Raw genomic sequence first — 18,966 nt, 5'->3', positions numbered from 1 at the left:
ACCCTCGTCGTCGTCCCCGTCATCAACGGAAAAGTCAGCTTCTACAACAACGCCGGAACAGTCGACCTCATCGCAGACATCGCCGGCTACTACACGACCGACGGCACAGGCTCCACCTACAAGCCGATCACACCCACCCGCCTGATGGACACCCGCGAAGGACTCGGCGTCCCCAAAGCCAAAATCGGCGGAGGCGGCACCGCAACCCTCCAAGTCACCGGCACCGCCGGCATCCCCACCACCGGCGTCACCGCCGTCGTCCTCAACGTCACAGCCACCGACCCCACCGCCGGCAGCTACGTCTCCGTCTACCCCAACGGCACCACCCGCACCAGCGCCTCAAACCTCAACTTCACCGCAGGACAAACGATCCCCAACCTCGTCGTCGTCCCCGTCATCAACGGAAAAGTCAGCTTCTACAACAACGCCGGAACAGTCGACCTCATCGCAGACATCGCCGGCTACTACACGACGACGTAACGCGAGCTGGTGAGCACGAAGGGCGGGCACCCCACAGGGGGGTGCCCGCCCTTTCACGTGCTGCTTCTGCGACTGGCGGTGGGTGTGGGATGTGGGCGGATACGTTGCGCGGTGTCCCCGGCGTGCTGGCCGTGCACGGCCCTGACCAGGTACGCAGGGCCGAGCGGGTTGAGTAGGCGTACTCAGGTGGCGGTCCTCGGCAGCTTCGAGACTGGGCGCAGGTCGAACGAAGCGGAACGGAACGGGGAACGACATGGTGCGGCGCTGGTCGAAGCCTGAGATGTGGGTGCCCGGTGGATACCTCGCCCTGGTGGTCGCGATGCTGGTCTACGTCGCGGTCGTCAGCCGGACCGGTGACATCGGGATCTTCGGGGTCTGGCCGATCCTGGCCACCGCACCGGTCAGCCTCCTGCTGCTGACGTTCTTCGGACCCGCGGCGGACGCCCTGGACTCGGCCCCGCCCATGGCTCCCCATCCCCAGTACGGCTCCGAGCCGCCCACGAAGCTGCCCACGGACTATCCCCCGGAGTCGGGCCCGCTCCCCGCGGACTGGGTCCCGGACACGTCCGTGGACCCCAAGCTCGACATGTTGGACGGCTTCGGCTTCTACGCCTCGGTCCTGGTCGGCGCCCTGGTCAACGCCGCGGTGATCTGGGCCCTGTTCCGCTACGTGGCTCGGCGGCGCGACGCCAGGAGCGCGCAGGTCTAGCGCGATGGTCCTGGCCCACAGATGGCCCATACGCGCGGGTCAACAGCGGGACACGGGTGCATCAAGGTGAGACAGGATGCGCAGAGAGGGCGGGCACCCGGTTCGGGTACCCGCCCTCTGACCTGCTGATTCTTTCACCTGGCGGTGGGTGTGGGATTTGAACCCACGGTGACATCGCTGCCACGACGGTTTTCAAGACCGTTCCCTTAGGCCGCTCGGGCAACCCACCTGTACCCCTGCCGGCCAGCGGCGGAGCGGGTCCAGAGTACCGGGTGGCGCCGCTGCTCTGGGCTCTGTTGATCCACTGTTGTCGTTTCGGGTGGAAACGGGGGCGCCTGCGGGGTGCCTCCGGGGTACGGGGAGCCCTGCTCGCCCGGGGGTGAGCGCGAGGGGGGGCTCGTTGGGCTCCCCGTCGGGTCAGGACGCCTGGGCCTTGTCGTAGGCCGCCTTCGCTTCGTTGCCGAAGTAGGGGCCGTACATCCGGTTCGGCAGGAAGGTGTAGCCGAAGCTGTTCACCGAGACCTGGGTGCCCAGGCCCGTGGCCTCGTTGAAGTCCTGGAACCAGGGGCCGCCGCTGGAGCCGCCGGTCATGTTGCAGGCCAGGCTGTGGTCCTTGGTCAGCAGGAAGTCCTTGCCGCTGTTGCCGCTGCAGTAGACCAGCTTCGTGCCGTCGTACGGGGAGGCCGCCGGGAAGCCGAAGGAGTACATCTTCTTGTTGTAGCCGCCGTTGAAGAGGATGCCCTGGGCGCCGACGGCCTGGCTGAGGGTCTGCCCGTTCAGCGGGGCGACGACGGCGAGGCCGACGTCCATGTTCATGTCCTCGCTCGCGGCCCACTGGTCGGTGGCGAAGGTCTTGGTGGCCGGCCACTGGCCGTAGGGGGCCGACCCGTTGTTGTAGGCGGGCACGAACACCCAGTTGGTGTGCCAGGCGCCCTGGTACTTCACGCAGTGGCCGGCCGTGATGACCGTGCTGCCGTTGGCGCTGGTGACCGAGTCGCCGGAGCAGGAGGCCGTCCGGTCGCCCATGGTGAAGAAGACCCGGCCCGAGGTCCTCACGACCGCGCCGCCTCCCGTCCAGGCACCGCCCGCCTGCGGGAACGCGGTGGGGGATGCCGCGGAGGACGCCAGGGGGGACGCGGCCGCGGTCGGGGCGATGCTCGTGGGGGCCGCCGACGTGGTGACCGGGGTGCGGGCCGTGCCCGGGAGCGCCGTCACGTCGAGCGGGGTGGCTCCCCGCATCCGCTCCGCGGTCCAGAAGCCCTGGGTGTGCTGCTGGCTGAACGACGCGGGGGCCGGCGCGGCGGTCGAGGGGGTGGCCGCCGTCAGGGCTCCCGCGACCAGGGCTCCCGCCGACAGGAGGACGGACAAGGCCGTGCGATGACGATTCACGCAGGACTCCTTCTGCCGTGCCCGGTCCGGTCCTGTGGGTCGGACCAGGGCAGGGTGGGGGTGAAGAACGGTCGGTGCGGATCGGCTGTGCGTTGCTTGCCGGGGCAGAGTGGCACGGCTGTGCGTCAATGTCAGCGGGCAGTCAGAACGTTCGGTCGGTTCCGGCCATGAAATGGCCAACTCCTGGCCGTTGCACCGTCATACGGTCAGCACCACGCCCGCGTACGAGGCCCCCGCCACCACGACCCACGCCCCCAGACCCAGCACCGCCGCCCGCCCGCCGGTCCGGGCCAGCGTCGGCAGGTGCACCGCGCTCCCCAGGCCGAACAGGGCCGCGGCCAGCAGCGCCTCCTGCGCGGTGTGCGCCCACTCCAGCGCTACGTCGGGCAGCGCGCCGGTGGCACGCAGTGCGGCCGCGGCCAGGAACCCGGCGACGAACAGCGGCACCGGAGCCGGCCGGCGCCCCGAGGCCGTGCGCACCCCGCGCCGCCGGGCCCGGACGGAGAAGGCCACGGCAGCCACCAGCGGGGCGAGCAGCGCCACGCGCATCAGCTTGACCAGCACCGCCTCGCCCAGGGCGCCCGGGCCCGCGGTCTGCGCGGTCGCCACCACCTGGCCGACATCGTGGACGCTCGCACCGACCCACCGCCCGAAGGCCGGGTCGGAGAGGCCCAGCGGCCCCTGGAGGAGGGGGAGCACCGCGATGGCGAGGGTGCCGCAGAGGGTGACCAGGGCGACCGAGGCGGCCACGTCCTCCTCGTCGCTGCCCGACACCTCGCTCACCGCACCGATCGCCGAGGCCCCGCAGATCGAATACCCCGTGGCGATCAACAGCGGCTGGTCCCCGGGGAGTCCGAGGCGGCGGCCCAGCCAGATCGTGCCGAAGAAGGTGGCCGCCACCACCCCGGCCACCATGGCCACCGTGGCCCAGCCCAGCCGGAGCACCTGGTCCAGGCCGAGCCCCAGACCCAGCAGCACGATGCCGATCCGCATCAGGCGGCGGCCTGCCAGGGACAGGCCCGGGCGGGCGGTGGCGCGGACGAAGGTCCGTACGCCCGGGAGATGCGCCACCGCGATGCCCAAGACCACCGACGCGGTCAGCATCGGCACGGCGGGCACCAGGCGGTGGAGGGACCAGGCCGCCAGCGCTCCACCGGCGGCCATCGCCAAGCCGGGCCAGGGGGTGGATGTTTCACGTGAAACATGGCGGACCGCCGCCGCTTGCGGACGGTGGAGGAGGGCCATCAGTCGACGGGGAGCGTGTAGACGCGGCGGATGCTGGTGCCCAGCCGGGACACGTCGGCGCCGTACACGTGCACGGATATCGCCGTGGTGCCACAGGAGTTGCGGACCTTGTGAATGTCACCGGGCGGGGCGAACCCGCAGACCTCGCCCTGCGCGTTGACCACGTCCTCGGTGGCCACCAGCCGGGCGGGGCCCGCACCGGGGGCGAGCCGGAAGCGGCGTTCGCTCTCCTCGCCCTCGTGCACCCCGGCCACACACCACGACACGTGGTCGTGGATGCAGGTCTCCTGTCCGGGCAGCCACACCAGCGCCACCACGGAGAAGCTGCCGTCGGACTCGGCGTGCAGGACGTGCTGGCGGTAGCGCTCCGGATCACCCTCCCGCTGCGCGGGCGTCAGGAGGTCGGGCGCCCCCAGATGCGGGGCGAGCCGTTCGCCCACCAGGTACGCGGTGAGGTCGGGAGCCAGTCCCCGCTCCACGACCGTACGGATCTCACTGACGAGGGAGGCCATCCTCGTGGTGAGGCGGGCCGGAATGGTGGTGGTCATATGCGCAGCGTGCTGCGGACGTTCGATCACGTCCAACGACAGTTATGACCTGAATTCCCAAGCAGGGCTTATGGATGAGTCAGCAGCCGACCCGGTTCGCCGCCGCCTGCTTCAGGGCGTTGAGCACCACGCCCGTCGCCGGGACCCGCAGATGGTCCCGGTAGACGTAGGCGGCGATGTGCCGGCGGGCGGCGGGCTGAAGCGCCCGGCCGCAGACCTTGTTGAGCGAGAGGGAGGGCAGTACCAGGGCGGGCATCATGGCCACGCCCAGCCCCTGCGCGACCAGGCTCTGCACCACCAGGTTGTCGTCGGTGGCGAAGCGGATGTCGGGGACGAAGCCCAGCTCCGCGCACTCGTGCAGGAGGTTCGCCCGGCAGCGCGGGCAGCCCGCGATCCACTGCTCCTCGGCGAGGTCGGCCAGGTGCACGGCGCGGCGCCGGGCCAGCGGATGCCCGGTGGGCAGCAGCACCGTGAGCTGGTCCTCCAGCAGCCTGACCTCGGCCACCTCCTCCGGGATCTCCTCGTGCAGCCCGGGATAGGTGAAGGCCAGGGTGATGTCGCACTCCCCCCGCTCCAGCCGGCGCAGCGAGTCGGGGGGTTCCCCCTCCAGCAGCTCGACCTGTACGCCCGGGTGTTCCTTGGCCAGGCTGCTCAGGGCCTCCGGCACGAGGCTGGCGTTGGCACTGGGGAAGCCGCACAGCCGGACCCGGCCGGTGCGCAGGCGCGCGTACGCCTTGAGCTGGGCCTCGGCGGCGCAGAGGCTGCCGAGGATGGTCTCGGCGTGCCGGGAGAGGGACTCCCCGGCCTCGGTGAGCTGCACCTTGCGGCCCACGCGGGTGAACAGCGGGGTCCCGACGGCGCGTTCGAGCGCTTTCATCTGCTGGGTGATCGCGGGCTGGGTGTACCCCAGCATGCGGGCGGCAGCCGAGTACGACCCGGAGGCGACCACCTCGTGGAATGTCCGTATGTGCCGGGAGTCGAACACCAATGAAGCATAAGCGGACATTGGGAGGGGCCGTAGGCGGAATCCCGCCTACGGCCCCTGTCCATCAGGCCACCTGTGCCGGCCCTACTTGTCGCCGACCCGCGAGCCGAGCGTGATGTCGACGGTGGTCGGCTTGCCGTCCCGCAGGTAGGTCAGCTTCACGGTGTCACCGGGCTTGTGCGTCCAGATCAGGCTGATCAGGGTCGGGCCGCTGTCGACCGGCTTGCCGCCGAACTCCGTGATGACGTCGCCGGGCTTGAGGCCCGCCTTGCCGGCCGGACCGTTGGGGTCGACCAGCTCGTTGGCGGCCGCGCCCTGCTCGGAGATCTTGGCGCCCTCGGTCTTGGCCTGGAGGTCCACGGAGACCGAGATCACCGGGTAGACGGGCTTGCCGGTCTTGATCAGCGACTCGGCGACGTTCTTGGCCTGGTTGATCGGGATGGCGAAGCCCAGGCCGATGGAACCGGCCTGGCCGCCGCCGAAGCCGCCGTTGCCGGCGGACTGGATCGCGGAGTTGATGCCGATGACCGCGCCGCGTCCGTCGAGCAGCGGACCGCCGGAGTTGCCCGGGTTGATCGAGGCGTCCGTCTGGAGGGCGCTCATGTACGAGTTCTTGCTGCCCGAGCCGTCGCCGGAGGCGACCGGGCGGTTCTTGGCGCTGACGATGCCGGTCGTGACCGTGTTGGACAGGCCGAAGGGGGCGCCGATCGCGATGGTCGGGTCGCCGACCGCGACCTTATCGGAGTCGCCCAGCGCCAGCGGCCGCAGGCCGGCCGGCGGGTTCTTCAGCTTGAGGACGGCGACGTCGTAGCCCTGGGCGCGGCCCACTACCTCAGCGTCGTACTTCTTGCCGTCGGAGAAGGTCGCGAAGAGCTTTCCGCCGTTCGCGGCGGAGGCCACCACGTGGTTGTTCGTGAGGATGTGGCCCTGCTGGTCGTAGACGAAGCCGGTGCCCGTGCCGCCCTCGCCGTCACCGGCCGAGGCCTCGATGGTGACGACGCTGGGCAGGGCGCCCGCCGCCAGGCCGGCGATGGAGCCGGCCTCGCGCTTGAGGTCCTTGGGGGTGTTCCCTGCGCTGATCGTGGTCGAGCCGGTGCCGTTGTCGCCGCGCTCGGCCGCCCAGTACCCCACGCCGCCGCCGATGCCGCCCGCGAGGAGGGCCGCCACCAGCACCGCCGCGATCAGGCCGCCCCTGCCCTTCGCCTTGGGCGCCGGGGAGCCGTCGGCGGTCAGGGGCACGCCCCATCCGCCGCCGGCCTGGCCACCGCCCGCGCCGTACGCCGGCACGGCGGGCGGCGGGGGCGGCCAGCCCTCGGCTCCGTACCCGGCCGGGGCGGCAGCCGGGGCCGGGGCGTGACCGTAGGCCGGGGCGGAGGCCGGGGGCGCCGGCGTGGAAGGGGTGGGCGGGATCTGCTGCGTCGGCTCGCCACCGGGCGCGGGCGACGGCGGGAGCTCCTGGGTCACCGGTTCGGCGGCGGCGGGCCCCGCGGCCGGCGTCACCGCGGCCGGCGGCGCCGCCGACGCGGCCGGTGCCTGCTGGGGCGCGTCCTGCGGCGCGTCCGCCTTCGTCGCGGGGGCCGGAGCAGGGGGTACGGACGGGGCCGCGGGGGGTGTCGGGGCCGCGGTGCCCTCGTTCTCGGTGCTCACAGCGCTCTCTCCTCGTCACACACGGCTTCAGAAATCTCTGTCACATCGCTGGCAATCGGTCCGAGTGAACGTTCGACGTGCCGCACAAGTTCCTGGGCAAAGCCTTTCCCATGACCCGTCAGAGCACTGTAAGCCGGACCTGTGCATCTCCTGCCATTCTTTATATCCGGCATTTAGGACGCACCCGCAGTACTCGGCCTCGACGCCCGGCGGCCCGTCGGTGGCACCATGACCGGGTGACTCACGCAATGCCTCGCACCATCCAGGTCGTCGCCCACCGCGGCGCTTCACAGGACGCTCCCGAGCACACCCTGGCCGCCTACCGCAAGGCCATCGCGGACGGCGCCGACGCCCTCGAATGCGATGTGCGGCTCACCGCCGACGGCCACCTGGTCCTCGTCCACGACCGCCGGGTGAACCGCACGTCCAACGGCCGCGGCGCCGTCTCCGCCCTGGAGCTGGCCGACCTCGCCGCCCTCGACTTCGGCTCCTGGAAGGACCGCGAGGAGTCCCCCGACTGGGTCGCGGACCCCGAGCGCACCTCCGTCCTCACCCTGGAGCGGCTGCTGGAGCTGATCTCCGACGCCGGCCGTCCGGTACAGCTCGCGATCGAGACGAAGCATCCGACCCGCTGGGCCGGACAGGTGGAGGAGCGCCTCCTCTTCCTCCTCAAGCGCTTCGGCCTGGACGCCCCGCCCGCCGAGGGTCCGCACCCGGTGCGGGTCATGAGCTTCTCGGCGCGTTCCCTGCACCGGGTGCGGGCGGCGGCCCCGACGATCCCCACCGTGTACCTGATGCAGTTCATCTCGCCCCGGATGCGGGACGGGCGGCTGCCGGCCGGCGTGACGATCGCCGGCCCGGGCATGCGGATCGTGCGCAGCCACCCCGGCTTCATCCGCAAGCTCCAGGACGCGGGGCACTCCGTACACGTGTGGACAGTGGACGATCCCCGGGACGTTCAGCTCTGCGCTGATCTGGGCGTAGAAGCGATCATCACGAACAGACCACGTCAAGTTCTGTCCCAACTGGGGCGCTGACGTCCCCTTTTGCGCACCCGTCACTTCCCACCCAGCCGTAACAGGGTGTGCACCGGCGCATCCGCTTCGCATTCGTTCGGCGTGAATGCGTCACGGGGGCCCGCCACGGCGGTTTCCGGTCCAGGCCATTGGGGCATCCAGACCATGCGTGGGGCTAAGGAGGTTCCGGGGGTGGCGTTGGTGGTGGCACAAGAAGTGCCCACGTCGTCGTGCATGGACGTACGCCATGGTCCTGCGGGCGTGGGCGAGGCACGACACCGGATGCGCGATCAGCTGCGCATCAGCGGAGTGTCCGAATCGGTCGTGGACGATGCCGTACTGATCCTTTCCGAACTGCTCAGCAATGCCTGCCGACATGGCAGGCCCCTGAGCACGCGGGAGGCCGGGGACGGGGAGGTACGCGCCGCTTGGCGCATCGACGGAGCGGGGCGGCTGACGGTCGAGGTCACGGACGGAGGCGGTCCCACCCGCCCGGTCCCGGCCAAGCCCTCGGTCACCGCGCACGGCGGCCGGGGGCTGAACATCATCAGCACCCTGGCCCAGGACTGGGGTGTCCGGGACGGAGCGGCGGGTGAGGTCACCGTGTGGGTGATCGTCGCCTGTGGGCCCCGGCACGAGGATTTCGCTACGCGCGTTGCGCCCCCGGCGATCGACTTCAGCACGGCGTTCGACGATCTGGACCTCTGAGGAGATCCCGATCCCTGCAAGGACAACGAAACAGCCCCCACCGCACAACAGAACAGCACCGCACAGCAGTACCGGTCATCCGTACGAGCGGCCGTCCGGGAGCGCACGCCGACCGTGCTCCCGGCCGCACCCCACCGGTTCCGGCGGTACGAACGGCTAGGCTCGCGCCCAGACACGACGCCGTACCGCCGCAACCGGGAGACACCCACGATGGCCAAGAAGCGCCCCGCAGCCAAGACCGCAAAGCCGCAGCTCAACAACGGTGAGATCCCCGTCGTGGGTGCCCGTGAGCCCTGCCCCTGCGGATCCGGGCGCCGCTACAAGGCCTGCCACGGCGCAGCCGCCGCGCACGCCGTCACCGAGCACGTCCAGCGCCCCTTCGAGGGCCTGCCGGGCGAGTGCGACTGGGTCGCGCTGCGCGAGCTCGTCCCCGCGGCCACCGTCCCGCTCTCCCTCAAGGGCGGCCTGCCCGAGGGCGTCCCCTCCGTCACGCTGGTGACCGTCCTTCCGATGGCCTGGCCGGCGCTGCGCCGCGAGGACGGGTCCGTCCTGCTCGGCCTGCAGAACGACTCCTCCACCGGGGACCTGAGCCGCGACATGGCCGACACCCTGGAGCGTGCGCTCGCGGCCGAACCGGGTACGCCCGTCGCCGCCCGCCGGGTTCCGGCCGAGGGTCCGCGACTTCAGGATCTCCTGGACGCCGACGGCGGTTTCGAGCCGGTTGTCCACAGCGGGTTCGAATTCTGGATTCCGGAATCCGACGGCGCGCAGAACGCCTCCCCGGAGATCGCCGCCTCGCTGGAACGCGCCAACGAGGCCGCCATTCCCACCGTCAAGCTGACCGGCGTGGACGCCGCGTACTGGTGCGAGACCCCGGAGAAGAACCACCTGCGCTGGGTGATGCCGCACCCCGAGGAGAAGCTGCTCGACGCCCTCGCCCGGCTGCACGCGGCCGGCACGTCCTCGCTCGGCGAGGGCACGAAGCTCGTCGGCTCCTTCCGTGCGCACGGCCTGATGGTCCCGGTCTGGGACCTGCCCACCGGGGTCACGGCCGACGACGTGGAGAAGCCCGCGGCGGAGTTCGCGGAGCGCCTCGCCGGCGCCCTGGCCTCGGACGCCCCGCTCACCACGGAGGAGCGCCGGGCACGCGGCGGACTCACCAACCGTCAGGTGACCCTCAGCTGACCGCGCGCCCGCCGCGGAGCCGGTGACCGGAGTCACAACTCCCGCTAATCGTCGGCAAATCGGTGTCTGAATATCAGAGATCGAATTTGCGTACAGGCGATCTCTTGTTACCGTTCTTGTAGCCCGGTCGCTGGTGCATCCCCCGTCGCCAGCGGCCGGGCCCTTCCATTTCCGGCGGTTCTCAACCGTCACCCGGCGCCGGAGAGTTGCTCCCGGACCGCAAGAGCAAGTCGCCTTCATCATCCGGAACTGCGAATTCCGCAACAGCGGAGTAACTCTCGGGATCCCCTGCCGAAGCGTCCTTGGGCGTCTCGCACAGGCCCGGCTCGTCACCCGGCCCGACCGCGCACCGGATCTGTACCGTGCGCCCCGCCGGCCCCATCAGCGTCAGCACCGCATCCAGCGCGTGACCACTGGTGTTGCGGTAGTAACTCCTGCCCCACGTCCGGCCTTCGGAGACCAGCACGCAGGTCTGCGCCTCCACGCCGTGCGGCGAGGACAGTTCGGGGCCGCAGCGGGAATCCGTACGGGGCTGCTCGGCCTGGCCGGGCCGCTCCGGTCCGGATGCCGCGGCCTCGGCGGGCGGGGCCGGCGGCCGAGGCGAGGGAGATGTGCGAGAAGAGTCCGAAAGCCCGAGCGTCGAGAACAGGCCGCCGCCCTTTCCGTCATCCTGACCGGCAAAATCCGGCCCGGCGATCGCTCCAGCGAGCGGGAGCGACAAGATGATCAGCACACCGGCGCCGATACCGATCAGGCGGAGATTCATTCGCCGAAGATAGCGATGTGGGAAAGGGGCGCGGAGATCCCCGCGCCCAATTCCCTGGGAAACTCGTCGCGCTGGCACCCGTACGAGTGATCCGCCGACGCGCGGCGGGTCAGTACGCGAGCCGGCTGCCGCCGCCGGGCGCACCGCTGCTCGCCTCGACGAGCGCGTCCACGACCGCCTCGACCTCGGGCAGCCAGAGCGCACCGGCGCCCTGCGGGGTCCCCGTCTCCGGGGAGGCCGGCCTCGGCTGCGGCGTCCGCCGGCCCCGCCGCATCCGCTGGGCCGATGGCATCCACTGCGTCGGCGGCTGCGAGTCCCCCCGTGCCCGCGGCTCCCGTTCCCAGCGCACCTGGCCGCCGCTCGACGCGACGGAGGGCGGCAGCAGCACGTACCCGCCCTCACCGTGGAAACGCAGCGAGGAGGGCACGTGGTCCTTCGCGTACAGCAGCTCGCCGAGCCGCTCCAGCGAGTACGGCGCCACCAGCAGCGACCACCGGGTCGGCGTGGCCACGACGGGCCCGAGCCGCAGGCCCTGTGCCTCCAGTCGTACGAGGGCCCGCGCGGCCGCGGTGGCCGGCAGGCTCAACGCGCAGGGGGCGGCCCCGCCGGTCGCCATCAGGACGGGGGCGGTGGGCCGGTTGGTCCACCACCAGGCCACCATCCGGGGGTCGGTCGTGGCGGCGAGCAGACCCGGGTCGAAGGGGTGCGCGCCGGGGACGACGCAGTCGGGGTCGGGGCAGGCGCATCGCGAGGAGTCCGCCGCGGACCGGCCGACGCCGGGCAGCACGGGCCACCGCCAGGTGGTGGCGCAGGTGAGCGCCGCTTCGAGGTGGGCGGGGGTGTGGGCGGCGGAACCGCCGCTCCGCCGGGGGGTAGGGAGGGAGCACAGGGATCGAAAGCGATCACGGAGCCGCTGGAGACGCCTTCCGAGGATCTCGCGCATGAGCGCTCGTTCCTTTCCGTTGAACGTCGAGGGCCACATCACACCATGTAACCGGTGTCTCACCACACGTACAGGTGGGGCATCACTGTCCGCCAGAAGCAGGTGCACGCGGTCGTGCGGTTCTTGCGGGGTTCGTCGTACGGGTCGGTCTAGGGGTCCGTCGTACGGGCCCTACGGGTCCGTCTCGCGTCCGGCGGGGCCGCGGCGCGACCCGCTCCGACGACCGGGACCGCCCTGCCGGCGCTAAGGACGACGGCCCGCGCCGGGCCGGTTCCCCGCGCCGCCAACTGACCCCCGGCATCACGGGATACGTACCCGACCCCCTGCGGCACCCGCCCAGTCGACCTTAAAAACCGACTGGTTCCAGCTTTTTCCGGCCAAGTTCTAGCCTTGGCTCGACAGTGAGTTGCCGTCCCACGGACACCAGGATTCCCACCTGGGCAATGCTGGACATGCATCCACGTGTGCGTGTAGATGTGGATTCCTTGATGGCGGCGCAGCACGATCTGGGGGTTTGCGATGCTATTTGGCGAATCGCACCAGGTGGAAAGGCGGACGCCATGAGCGCCTCGCATCTCCCGAAAGTGGCTGGAATCGATCCAGCAGTCACCGTGTCGCCGCAGACTGCGGCGCCCACGTCCGCCCGAGCTGCCCCCTCACCGGCGCCCGCGCCCGGCCCGGCCAGCCTGATCCAGGACCGGCTGGCGGGCATGGTCTCCGACCTCACCACCCTCCACGAGCTCACCGAGCGCCTCGCCCGCACCCCTGACCTCGACGCCTCCCTCCACGAGTTCCTGCGCGCCGGAGCCGCACTCGTCGGCGCCCGTCGCGGACTGATCGTCATGGAGCCCTCCGACGGGCTCGGCCCCAGCTGCACGATCGGCCTCGGGCTGGGCCACGCCGAACTCGGGCACATCGAGACCGTGCCGCGCAGCGCCACCTCCTACGGACGCATCCTCGACGGGCTCCCCGACGCCCAAGGCGGCTCCGAGGTCCTCCCCGAACCGGGCGCACCCCCCGGTACCGGCGGTTTCGCCGCCCCCGTCGACCCCCGCCACCGCGAGGTCGCCGCCCGCCTCGGCTACGCCGCCAGCTACGCGCTGCCCCTGACCGCCGAAGCCACCGGCCGGCTCGGCGCGGCCGTCTGGCTCTACGACGAGCAGGCCGAGCCGAACGACCGCCAGCGCGACCTGGCCGGGCTGTACGTGCGGCACGCCGCCGAGCACCTGGCCCGGATGCTGGAGGTGGAGCGCTCCCGCACCCGCCTGGCCACCGTCGCCGAGGAACTGCTGCCCAGCCGCCTCCCCCGGGTCCCCGGAGTCCAGCTCGCGGCCCGCCACCACACGGGGCCGCGCGGCGGCGGCGACTGGTACGACGCCCTGCCGCTGCCCGAGGGCGCGCTGGGGCTGGCCGTCGGGTCCGTCACCGGGTCGGGGCCGAGCGCCGTCGCCGCGATGGGGCGGCTGCGCGCATCGCTGCGCGCCTATGCCGTCATGGAGGGCGAGGACCCCGTAGCGGTCCTGTCCGACCTGGAGCTGCTGCTGCGCCTGACCGAGCCGGCGCGCTCGGCCACCGCGCTCTTCGCCTACTGCGAACCGGCCGGGAGCTCTCCCACCGGGGGCCAAGGCCCCAAGATCATCCTTGCGGGTGCCGGGCACGCCCCGCCGCTCCTCATCGGCGAGCGCGGCACCGAGTACCTGGAGACCTCCCTCTCCGCCCCGCTCGGCATGCTGTCCTGCTGGGAGGCGCCGAGCGTGGAGATCGAACCGGCACCTGGAGAAACGGTGCTGCTCTACACCGACGGGCTGCTGCACCACACCGGCGACCCGATGGACCGGGCCTACGCCCGGCTGCACGCGGCGGCCGTGGGAGCGCCCCGGAGCGTCCGCGACGACCCGGCCGCCCTGTGCGACCACATCCTGCGGACCGTGCTGCCCGGCGGGGAGCCGACCGACGCCCCCGAGGACATCGTGCTCCTCGCCGCCCGGTTCGAGTGAGCCCGCGGCACGGAGAGGCGGGGAAACGAGGACGGGGAGACGAGGGCGGGGAGAGGGCGGGCGAGGGCGGGAAAGCGGGACGTGAAGGGGCAGGTCGTGACAAATCGCACGATACGAAACGCGCCCATCCGCACACGCCTACGATGGATGCGGTCCACACCCAGGTCCGTACGGTCGTAGCTGAGGAGAAGACGTGGCTGACGAGCTCACCCCGGAGACCCCGGAAGAAGAGCAGCCCAAGAAGACGCACAAGCAGCGCAAGAACGGTCTGTACCCGGGCGTCAGCGACGAGCTCGCCGAGAGCATGCGCACCGGCTGGGCCGACACCGAGCTGCACGGGCTGGAGCCCATCGCCCAGGCCGAGCACACCGCCGCCCGCCGCGCCGCGCTGTCCGCGCGCTTCCCCGGCGACCGCCTCGTCGTCCCCGCGGGCCGTCTGAAGACCCGCTCGAACGACACCGAGTACCCCTTCCGCGCCTCCACGGAGTACGCGTACCTCACCGGCGACCAGACCGAGAACGGCGTCCTGGTCCTGGAGCCCACCGGGCCGACCGGCCACCAGGCCACCGTCTACCTGCTGCCGCGCTCCAACCGGGAGAACGGCGAGTTCTGGCTGTCCGGCCAGGGCGAGCTGTGGGTCGGCCGCCGCCACTCCCTCGCCGAAGCCGAGCAGCTCCTGGGCATCCCCGCCCAGGACGTGCGCGAGCTCGCCGAGGCCCTCACCGAGGCCGAGGGCCCCGTGCGCGTCGTCCGCGGCCACGACTCCGTCATCGAGTCCGCCCTCACCGACAAGGTGACCAAGGAGCGCGACGAGGAGCTGCGCGTCTATCTCTCCGAGGCCCGCGCGGTGAAGGACGCCTTCGAGATCGGCGAGCTGCAGAAGGCCGTCGACTCCACCGTCCGCGGCTTCGAGGACGTCGTGAAGGTCCTCGACAAGGCCGAGGCCACCTCCGAGCGCTACATCGAGGGCACCTTCTTCCTGCGCGCCCGCGTCGAGGGCAACGACGTCGGCTACGGCTCCATCTGCGCCGCCGGCCCGCACGCCTGCACCCTGCACTGGGTCCGCAACGACGGCGACGTCCGCTCCGGCGACCTGCTGCTGCTCGACGCCGGTGTGGAGACCCACAGCCTCTACACCGCCGACGTCACGCGCACGCTGCCGATCAACGGCACGTACAGCGACATCCAGCGCAAGATCTACGACGCGGTCTACGAGTCCCAGGAAGCCGGCATCGCCGCCGTCAAGCCGGGCGCGAAGTTCCGCGACTTCCACGACGCCTCGCAGCACGTGCTGGCCGAGAAGCTCGTCGAGTGGGGCCTGCTGGAAGGCCCCGTCGAGCGCGTCCTGGAGCTCGGCCTCCAGCGCCGCTGGACCCTGCACGGCACCGGCCACATGCTCGGCATGGACGTCCACGACTGCGCCGCCGCGCGCACCGAGGCGTACGTGGACGGCACGCTGGAGCCGGGCATGTGCCTCACCGTCGAGCCGGGTCTGTACTTCCAGGCCGACGACCTGACCGTGCCCGAGGAGTACCGGGGCATCGGCGTCCGGATCGAGGACGACATCCTGGTCACGGAGGACGGCAACCGGAACATGTCGGCCGGGCTGCCGCGCGCCGCGACCGAGGTCGAGGCCTGGATGGCGCGCCTCAAGGGCTGACGCCCCGGCGGGTGGTGTGCGGTGGGCGGGACCCTTCCGGGGTCCCGCCCACCGTTGTGTCGCCACCGTGCGGGAGCGCCTCCACGAGCGGCCGGACGCGCCCGGCTAGGACACCTTCAGGAGCGCGTCGTCGCGCCACTTCAGCATCTTGTCGAAGCTGACCACCGCACCGCGCCCCGGCCGGTTGCGCAGACGGACGTGGTCGGAGAGCTCCGCGATCAGGTCCAGGCCCCGGCCGTGCTCGGCCAGGGCGGGTCTGCGACGGGCCACCGTCGAGGGCGGGAAGCCCGGCCCGGAATCGGTCACCTCGATGCGGCAGCGGTCCCCGTCCAGATAGGCCGTCACGCGGTACTCCTCGGCCCCGTCCGGGATCCCACCGCCCCCGCCGTGCTCCACGGCGTTCGCGCACGCCTCGCTCAGTGCCACCGAGAGATCGAAAGAGATGTCCGGGTCCACCCCCACGGTCTCCATCGTCCCCAGCAGCAGTCGCCTGGCGAGCGGCACGCTCGCGGCGTCGCGCCTCAAGTGGAGAGACCACCAGATGCTCATAGGGTTACGTATTGCCGTCCGCGACCGACCGTAAGCGCTCTGCGGCCGTCCGGGAGCCGATTGCCCCCGTTCAGCCGATGTGGCTCTCCTGGAGGCCGGTGTATGCGGCGCGTCGGGACCGGCTGCGGGCGGGCCGGCGGCGCAGAGGGGACTCCAGGGGACGTTCCGGACCTGCCGCATGAACGCCCCACCCGCAGTGCGATGATGGCCCGGCCATGTCTGACCCCCATGCGACGCACGCCGGAGCCGGCCTCCGGCTGATCCGGGCCGCGGTGTTCACCGCGGTCTGTGTCGTGCTGTCCGCGGCCGGGCACGCGCTGGCGTCCTGCGCCACCGTGCCCTGGTGGTCCCTGTGCATCGGCTTCCTCGCCGTCTTCGCCGTCGCGGCGCCGCTGGCCGGACGACAGCGCACGCTGCCGGGCATCGCCGTCGGGCTCACCACCGGACAGCTGGCCCTGCACGCGCTGTTCGGCCTCGGCCAGCACGGCGCCGCGGCCGCGCAGGCCCCCGCCGGCGCCTCCGACAGCTCGCTCGCCGCGCTCGCCGCCCAGCTGGTGTGCGGGGGCAACTCCGTACCGCTCAGTGCGGCCGACTCCCGGCGGATCCTGGAGGCCGCCGGCCTGGATCCGGCCGCGCTGGCCCAGCAGGCCGGACAGGCCGCCGAGGCCGGGCAGATCGCCGTACAGGGCCACGGCGTGCACGCGCACCTGGCTCAGAGCGCCGCCGCGGCGCCCGCGACCAGCCTGTTCAGCCCGGCCATGCTGCTCGGTCACCTGCTGGCCGCGCTCGCCGCCGGCTGGCTGCTGGGCCGCGGGGACGCCGCCCTCTTCCGCCTCGTCGAACTGTCCCGGCTCTCCGCCGCCGAAGCCGCCCCGATGCGTCCGCTGCGCGCCGCACTGGCCTTCGTGCGCGCCCTCGGGGCCGGTCTTCGCGCCGCGCCCGCCCGTACCTCGCGGGCCCTGCGGACCGGGTCCGAGCCCGCGGCCAGCACGGGCCGGGACACACTCCAGCACACGGTGATCAGGCGCGGGCCGCCCACGGCCCTTGCCCTCGCAGCCTGACGCGGCACCCTCCTCCCCCGGACACCCAGCGGGAGCGCCGGTGCCGTGAACTCCGCGCGCCGCCGCGCGGAGCCACCGCCATCCCTGCTTCCGTGGAGTGTTCCTGCCATGAAGTCCTCTCGCGTCTCCTTCGCCGCCGCCCTCGCCGCCGGATCCGTCCTCGTCCTCTCCGGCACCGCCTTCGCCCACGTCGGCGTCCAGCCCGGCGAAGCCACCAAGGGCGGCTACACGACGATCAACTTCAAGGTCCCCAACGAGCGCGACAACGCGTCGACCACCCAGCTGGAGGTCAACTTCCCGATCGACCAGCCGCTCTCGTCCGTCATGCCGCAGGACGTCCCCGGCTGGACCGTGACGGTCGAGAAGAGCAAGCTCGACAAGCCGCTCACGGTGCACGGCAAGCAGGTCAACGAGGCCGTCACCAAGGTCACGTGGACCGGCGGGAAGATCGAGCCCGGCAAGTTCCAGCAGTTCCCGCTCTCCGTCGGCAAGCTGCCCGAGAACGCCGACCAGATGGTCTTCAAGTCGATCCAGACCTACGACAACGGCGAGGTCGTCCGATGGATCGAGGAGACCAAGGAAGGCGCCGCGGAGCCGCAGAACCCGGCGCCCGTCCTGAAGCTGACGGCCGCGAAGGGCGCTGACCAGCACGGCACCGGAGCCACGCCGGACGAGGCCAAGAACGCCGACAAGGACGCCGCGTCCGGTCACGACGAGGCCGCCTCCGAGCACGGCACCGACACCACGGCGCGCGCCCTCGGCATCGCCGGCATCGTCATCGGGCTCGGCGGGGTCGCCTTCGGCTTCGCCTCGCGTCGTCGGTCCGCCTGACCCCGCTCGCCCGCGCCGCACGCGCCGCACGCGCCGCCCGCACCTGCGGGCGGCGTGGCGTCGTCCCGTACGAGCACCTTCCGCACATCCCCGATCCCAGGGACATCTCTTCATGCGCACCACACGTGTGACGGTCGCCGCGCTCCTCGCCGCGGCTGCCCTCACCCTCACCGCCTGCGGTAACGAGCCTGCCAAGACCGGCTCGGTCACCCAGATCTCCGGCGGCCAGAACCACGACAAGGCCGCGACCGTGCTGGACCGCCCCTTCGGCAAGCCGGAGCTCGTCCTGACGGACACCACCGGCAAGCCGTGGAACCTGCGGGAGCAGACCAAGGGCAAGCCGACGCTCATCTACTTCGGATACACCAGCTGCCCCGACGTGTGCCCGCTGACGATGAGCAACATCGCCGTGGCCAAGAAGGCACTGCCCCAGGCCGACCAGGACAACCTCCGGGTCGTCTTCGTCACCACCGACCCCGACCGGGACACTCCCGAGGTCCTCGCCGCGTGGCTCAAGGGCCAGGACCCGTCCTTCACCGGACTCACCGGGGACTTCGCCACCATCCAGGCCGCCGCGCGCACGCTCGGCATCGGTATCGAGGCCGCCAAGACGGGGGCCGACGGCAAGGTCGTCTCCATGCACGGCGCCCAGGTCATCGCGTTCTCGCCCAAGACCGACGAGGGCTACGTCCTTTACGGCGAGAGCACCACCGTCGACGACTACACCAAGGACCTGCCGAAGCTCATCAAGGGGGAGAACCCGTGACCACCCGCACCACCCGCACCCTCGCCGCCACCCTCTCCCTCGCGGCAGCGCTCGCGATATCCGGCTGCTCCGGCGACAGCAAGCCGGAGATGTCCGTCAGCGGCGCCTTCATGCCGCAGCCGGTGAACGACAAGATGGCCGGCGCCTTCATGGTCATCAAGAACGACTCGGCGGCCGCCGACAAGCTCACCGGTGCCACCTCCCCGCTCTCGGACGATCTCCAGATCCACGAGACCAAGGACCAGAAGATGCAGCAGGTCCAGTCGATGGACGTGCCCGCCAACGGCGAACTCAAGCTGGAGCGCGGCGGCAACCACATCATGTTCATGGGCCTCAAGAGCACGCCGAAGGTCGGCGACAAGGTCACCGTCGAGCTCCGCTTCGAGAAGGCCGGCACCGTCAAGGTCGAGCTGGACGTCAAGGAACGGACGTACACCGGCCAGGCTCCGGCATCCACGGCCGGCAACGGCCACTGACGGAC

At 71.6% G+C, this 18,966-nt stretch carries 17 protein-coding genes, 1 tRNA gene and 2 pseudogenes; 11 read left to right on the top strand and 9 right to left on the bottom strand.

The genetic code is table 11. The features are described 5' to 3' along the window. Both ACF059_RS21120 and ACF059_RS21115 read left to right on the top strand, forming a co-directional pair. Positions 1 to 480, top strand: a pseudogene (locus tag ACF059_RS21120) (hypothetical protein); the annotation flags it as partial. Positions 481 to 733: 253 nt separating this feature from the next. Further along, positions 734 to 1,189 (top strand): SCO4225 family membrane protein, encoded by a 456-nt coding sequence (locus tag ACF059_RS21115; RefSeq protein WP_392059306.1) that lies wholly within the window; start codon positions 734 to 736, stop codon positions 1,187 to 1,189. A gap of 139 nt (positions 1,190 to 1,328) precedes the next feature. Here ACF059_RS21115 and ACF059_RS21110 read toward each other — a convergent pair. The 6 genes from ACF059_RS21110 to ACF059_RS21085 all read right to left on the bottom strand — a co-directional run bounded on the left by ACF059_RS21110 (position 1,329) and on the right by ACF059_RS21085 (position 7,003). Further along, a tRNA-Ser gene (locus tag ACF059_RS21110) sits at positions 1,329 to 1,418 on the bottom strand. A gap of 188 nt (positions 1,419 to 1,606) precedes the next feature. After that, the gene (locus ACF059_RS21105) at positions 1,607 to 2,578 is read right to left on the bottom strand and encodes a trypsin-like serine peptidase (RefSeq protein WP_392059304.1); all 972 of its coding nucleotides are present in this window, start codon (positions 2,576 to 2,578) and stop codon (positions 1,607 to 1,609) included. A gap of 198 nt (positions 2,579 to 2,776) precedes the next feature. Beyond that, complete coding sequence (locus ACF059_RS21100) at positions 2,777 to 3,823, bottom strand: YeiH family protein (RefSeq protein WP_392059301.1); 1,047 nt, start codon at positions 3,821 to 3,823, stop codon at positions 2,777 to 2,779. Then, positions 3,823 to 4,371, bottom strand: a complete 549-nt coding sequence (locus ACF059_RS21095; protein ID WP_361939959.1) for a cysteine dioxygenase family protein — start codon at positions 4,369 to 4,371, stop codon at positions 3,823 to 3,825. The genes ACF059_RS21100 and ACF059_RS21095 overlap by 1 nt, the downstream gene beginning before the upstream one ends. A 79-nt stretch (positions 4,372 to 4,450) precedes the next feature. Further along, complete coding sequence (locus tag ACF059_RS21090; RefSeq protein ID WP_392059299.1) at positions 4,451 to 5,356, bottom strand: LysR family transcriptional regulator; 906 nt, start codon at positions 5,354 to 5,356, stop codon at positions 4,451 to 4,453. Between the two features lie 84 nt (positions 5,357 to 5,440). Further along, positions 5,441 to 7,003 carry a S1C family serine protease gene (locus ACF059_RS21085; RefSeq protein ID WP_392059297.1) on the bottom strand — a complete coding sequence of 521 codons (1,563 nt, stop codon included), beginning with the start codon at positions 7,001 to 7,003 and terminating at the stop codon, positions 5,441 to 5,443. Between the two features lie 248 nt (positions 7,004 to 7,251). On the opposite strand from ACF059_RS21085, the gene ACF059_RS21080 reads away from it, so the two are divergent. From ACF059_RS21080 to ACF059_RS21070, 3 genes and pseudogenes are all read left to right on the top strand, one after another. Further along, positions 7,252 to 8,040 (top strand): glycerophosphodiester phosphodiesterase, encoded by a 789-nt coding sequence (locus ACF059_RS21080; protein WP_360900155.1) that lies wholly within the window; start codon positions 7,252 to 7,254, stop codon positions 8,038 to 8,040. An 85-nt stretch (positions 8,041 to 8,125) separates the two neighbouring features. After that, positions 8,126 to 8,727 (top strand): annotated as a pseudogene (locus ACF059_RS21075) (ATP-binding protein). Between the two features lie 210 nt (positions 8,728 to 8,937). Beyond that, entirely contained in the window at positions 8,938 to 9,912 is a 975-nt protein-coding gene (locus ACF059_RS21070; protein ID WP_392059295.1) for a DUF5926 family protein, read from the top strand. Between the two features lie 181 nt (positions 9,913 to 10,093). Here ACF059_RS21070 and ACF059_RS21065 read toward each other — a convergent pair whose 3' ends face one another. Both ACF059_RS21065 and ACF059_RS21060 read right to left on the bottom strand, forming a co-directional pair. Further along, a complete protein-coding gene (locus ACF059_RS21065; RefSeq protein WP_392059293.1) occupies positions 10,094 to 10,678 on the bottom strand; it encodes a hypothetical protein in 585 nt (194 codons plus the stop codon). A gap of 109 nt (positions 10,679 to 10,787) precedes the next feature. Continuing rightward, positions 10,788 to 11,621, bottom strand: a complete 834-nt coding sequence (locus ACF059_RS21060; RefSeq protein ID WP_392059290.1) for a bifunctional DNA primase/polymerase — start codon at positions 11,619 to 11,621, stop codon at positions 10,788 to 10,790. 443 nt (positions 11,622 to 12,064) lie between these two features. On the opposite strand from ACF059_RS21060, the gene ACF059_RS21055 reads away from it, so the two are divergent. Beyond that, positions 12,065 to 13,618, top strand: a complete 1,554-nt coding sequence (locus tag ACF059_RS21055; protein ID WP_392059287.1) for a PP2C family protein-serine/threonine phosphatase — start codon at positions 12,065 to 12,067, stop codon at positions 13,616 to 13,618. A 193-nt stretch (positions 13,619 to 13,811) separates the two neighbouring features. After that, positions 13,812 to 15,278, top strand: coding sequence for an aminopeptidase P family protein (locus tag ACF059_RS21050; RefSeq protein ID WP_366866157.1), 1,467 nt, complete (start codon positions 13,812 to 13,814; stop codon positions 15,276 to 15,278). A 105-nt stretch (positions 15,279 to 15,383) separates the two neighbouring features. Here ACF059_RS21050 and ACF059_RS21045 read toward each other — a convergent pair whose 3' ends face one another. Further along, the gene (locus tag ACF059_RS21045; protein ID WP_392059285.1) at positions 15,384 to 15,827 is read right to left on the bottom strand and encodes an ATP-binding protein; all 444 of its coding nucleotides are present in this window, start codon (positions 15,825 to 15,827) and stop codon (positions 15,384 to 15,386) included. A gap of 215 nt (positions 15,828 to 16,042) precedes the next feature. On the opposite strand from ACF059_RS21045, the gene ACF059_RS21040 reads away from it, so the two are divergent. The 4 genes from ACF059_RS21040 (at position 16,043) to ACF059_RS21025 (ending at position 18,961) form a co-directional block, all read left to right on the top strand. Next, on the top strand, positions 16,043 to 16,888 hold the full coding sequence (locus tag ACF059_RS21040; RefSeq protein ID WP_392059282.1) for a hypothetical protein: 846 nt from the start codon (positions 16,043 to 16,045) through the stop codon (positions 16,886 to 16,888). Between the two features lie 108 nt (positions 16,889 to 16,996). Next, positions 16,997 to 17,719, top strand: coding sequence for a YcnI family protein (locus ACF059_RS21035; RefSeq protein WP_392059280.1), 723 nt, complete (start codon positions 16,997 to 16,999; stop codon positions 17,717 to 17,719). A 112-nt stretch (positions 17,720 to 17,831) separates the two neighbouring features. Next, positions 17,832 to 18,485 carry an SCO family protein gene (locus ACF059_RS21030; RefSeq protein WP_366866153.1) on the top strand — a complete coding sequence of 218 codons (654 nt, stop codon included), beginning with the start codon at positions 17,832 to 17,834 and terminating at the stop codon, positions 18,483 to 18,485. Beyond that, positions 18,482 to 18,961, top strand: coding sequence for a copper chaperone PCu(A)C (locus ACF059_RS21025; protein ID WP_392059278.1), 480 nt, complete (start codon positions 18,482 to 18,484; stop codon positions 18,959 to 18,961). Before ACF059_RS21030 ends, ACF059_RS21025 begins: the two co-directional genes overlap by 4 nt. Positions 18,962 to 18,966: the final 5 nt, after the last annotated feature.

This window comes from Streptomyces sp. NPDC016562 (assembly GCF_043076955.1).
GTDB lineage: Bacteria > Actinomycetota > Actinomycetes > Streptomycetales > Streptomycetaceae > Streptomyces.
This window is presented reverse-complemented; position numbering and strand designations above follow the sequence as displayed.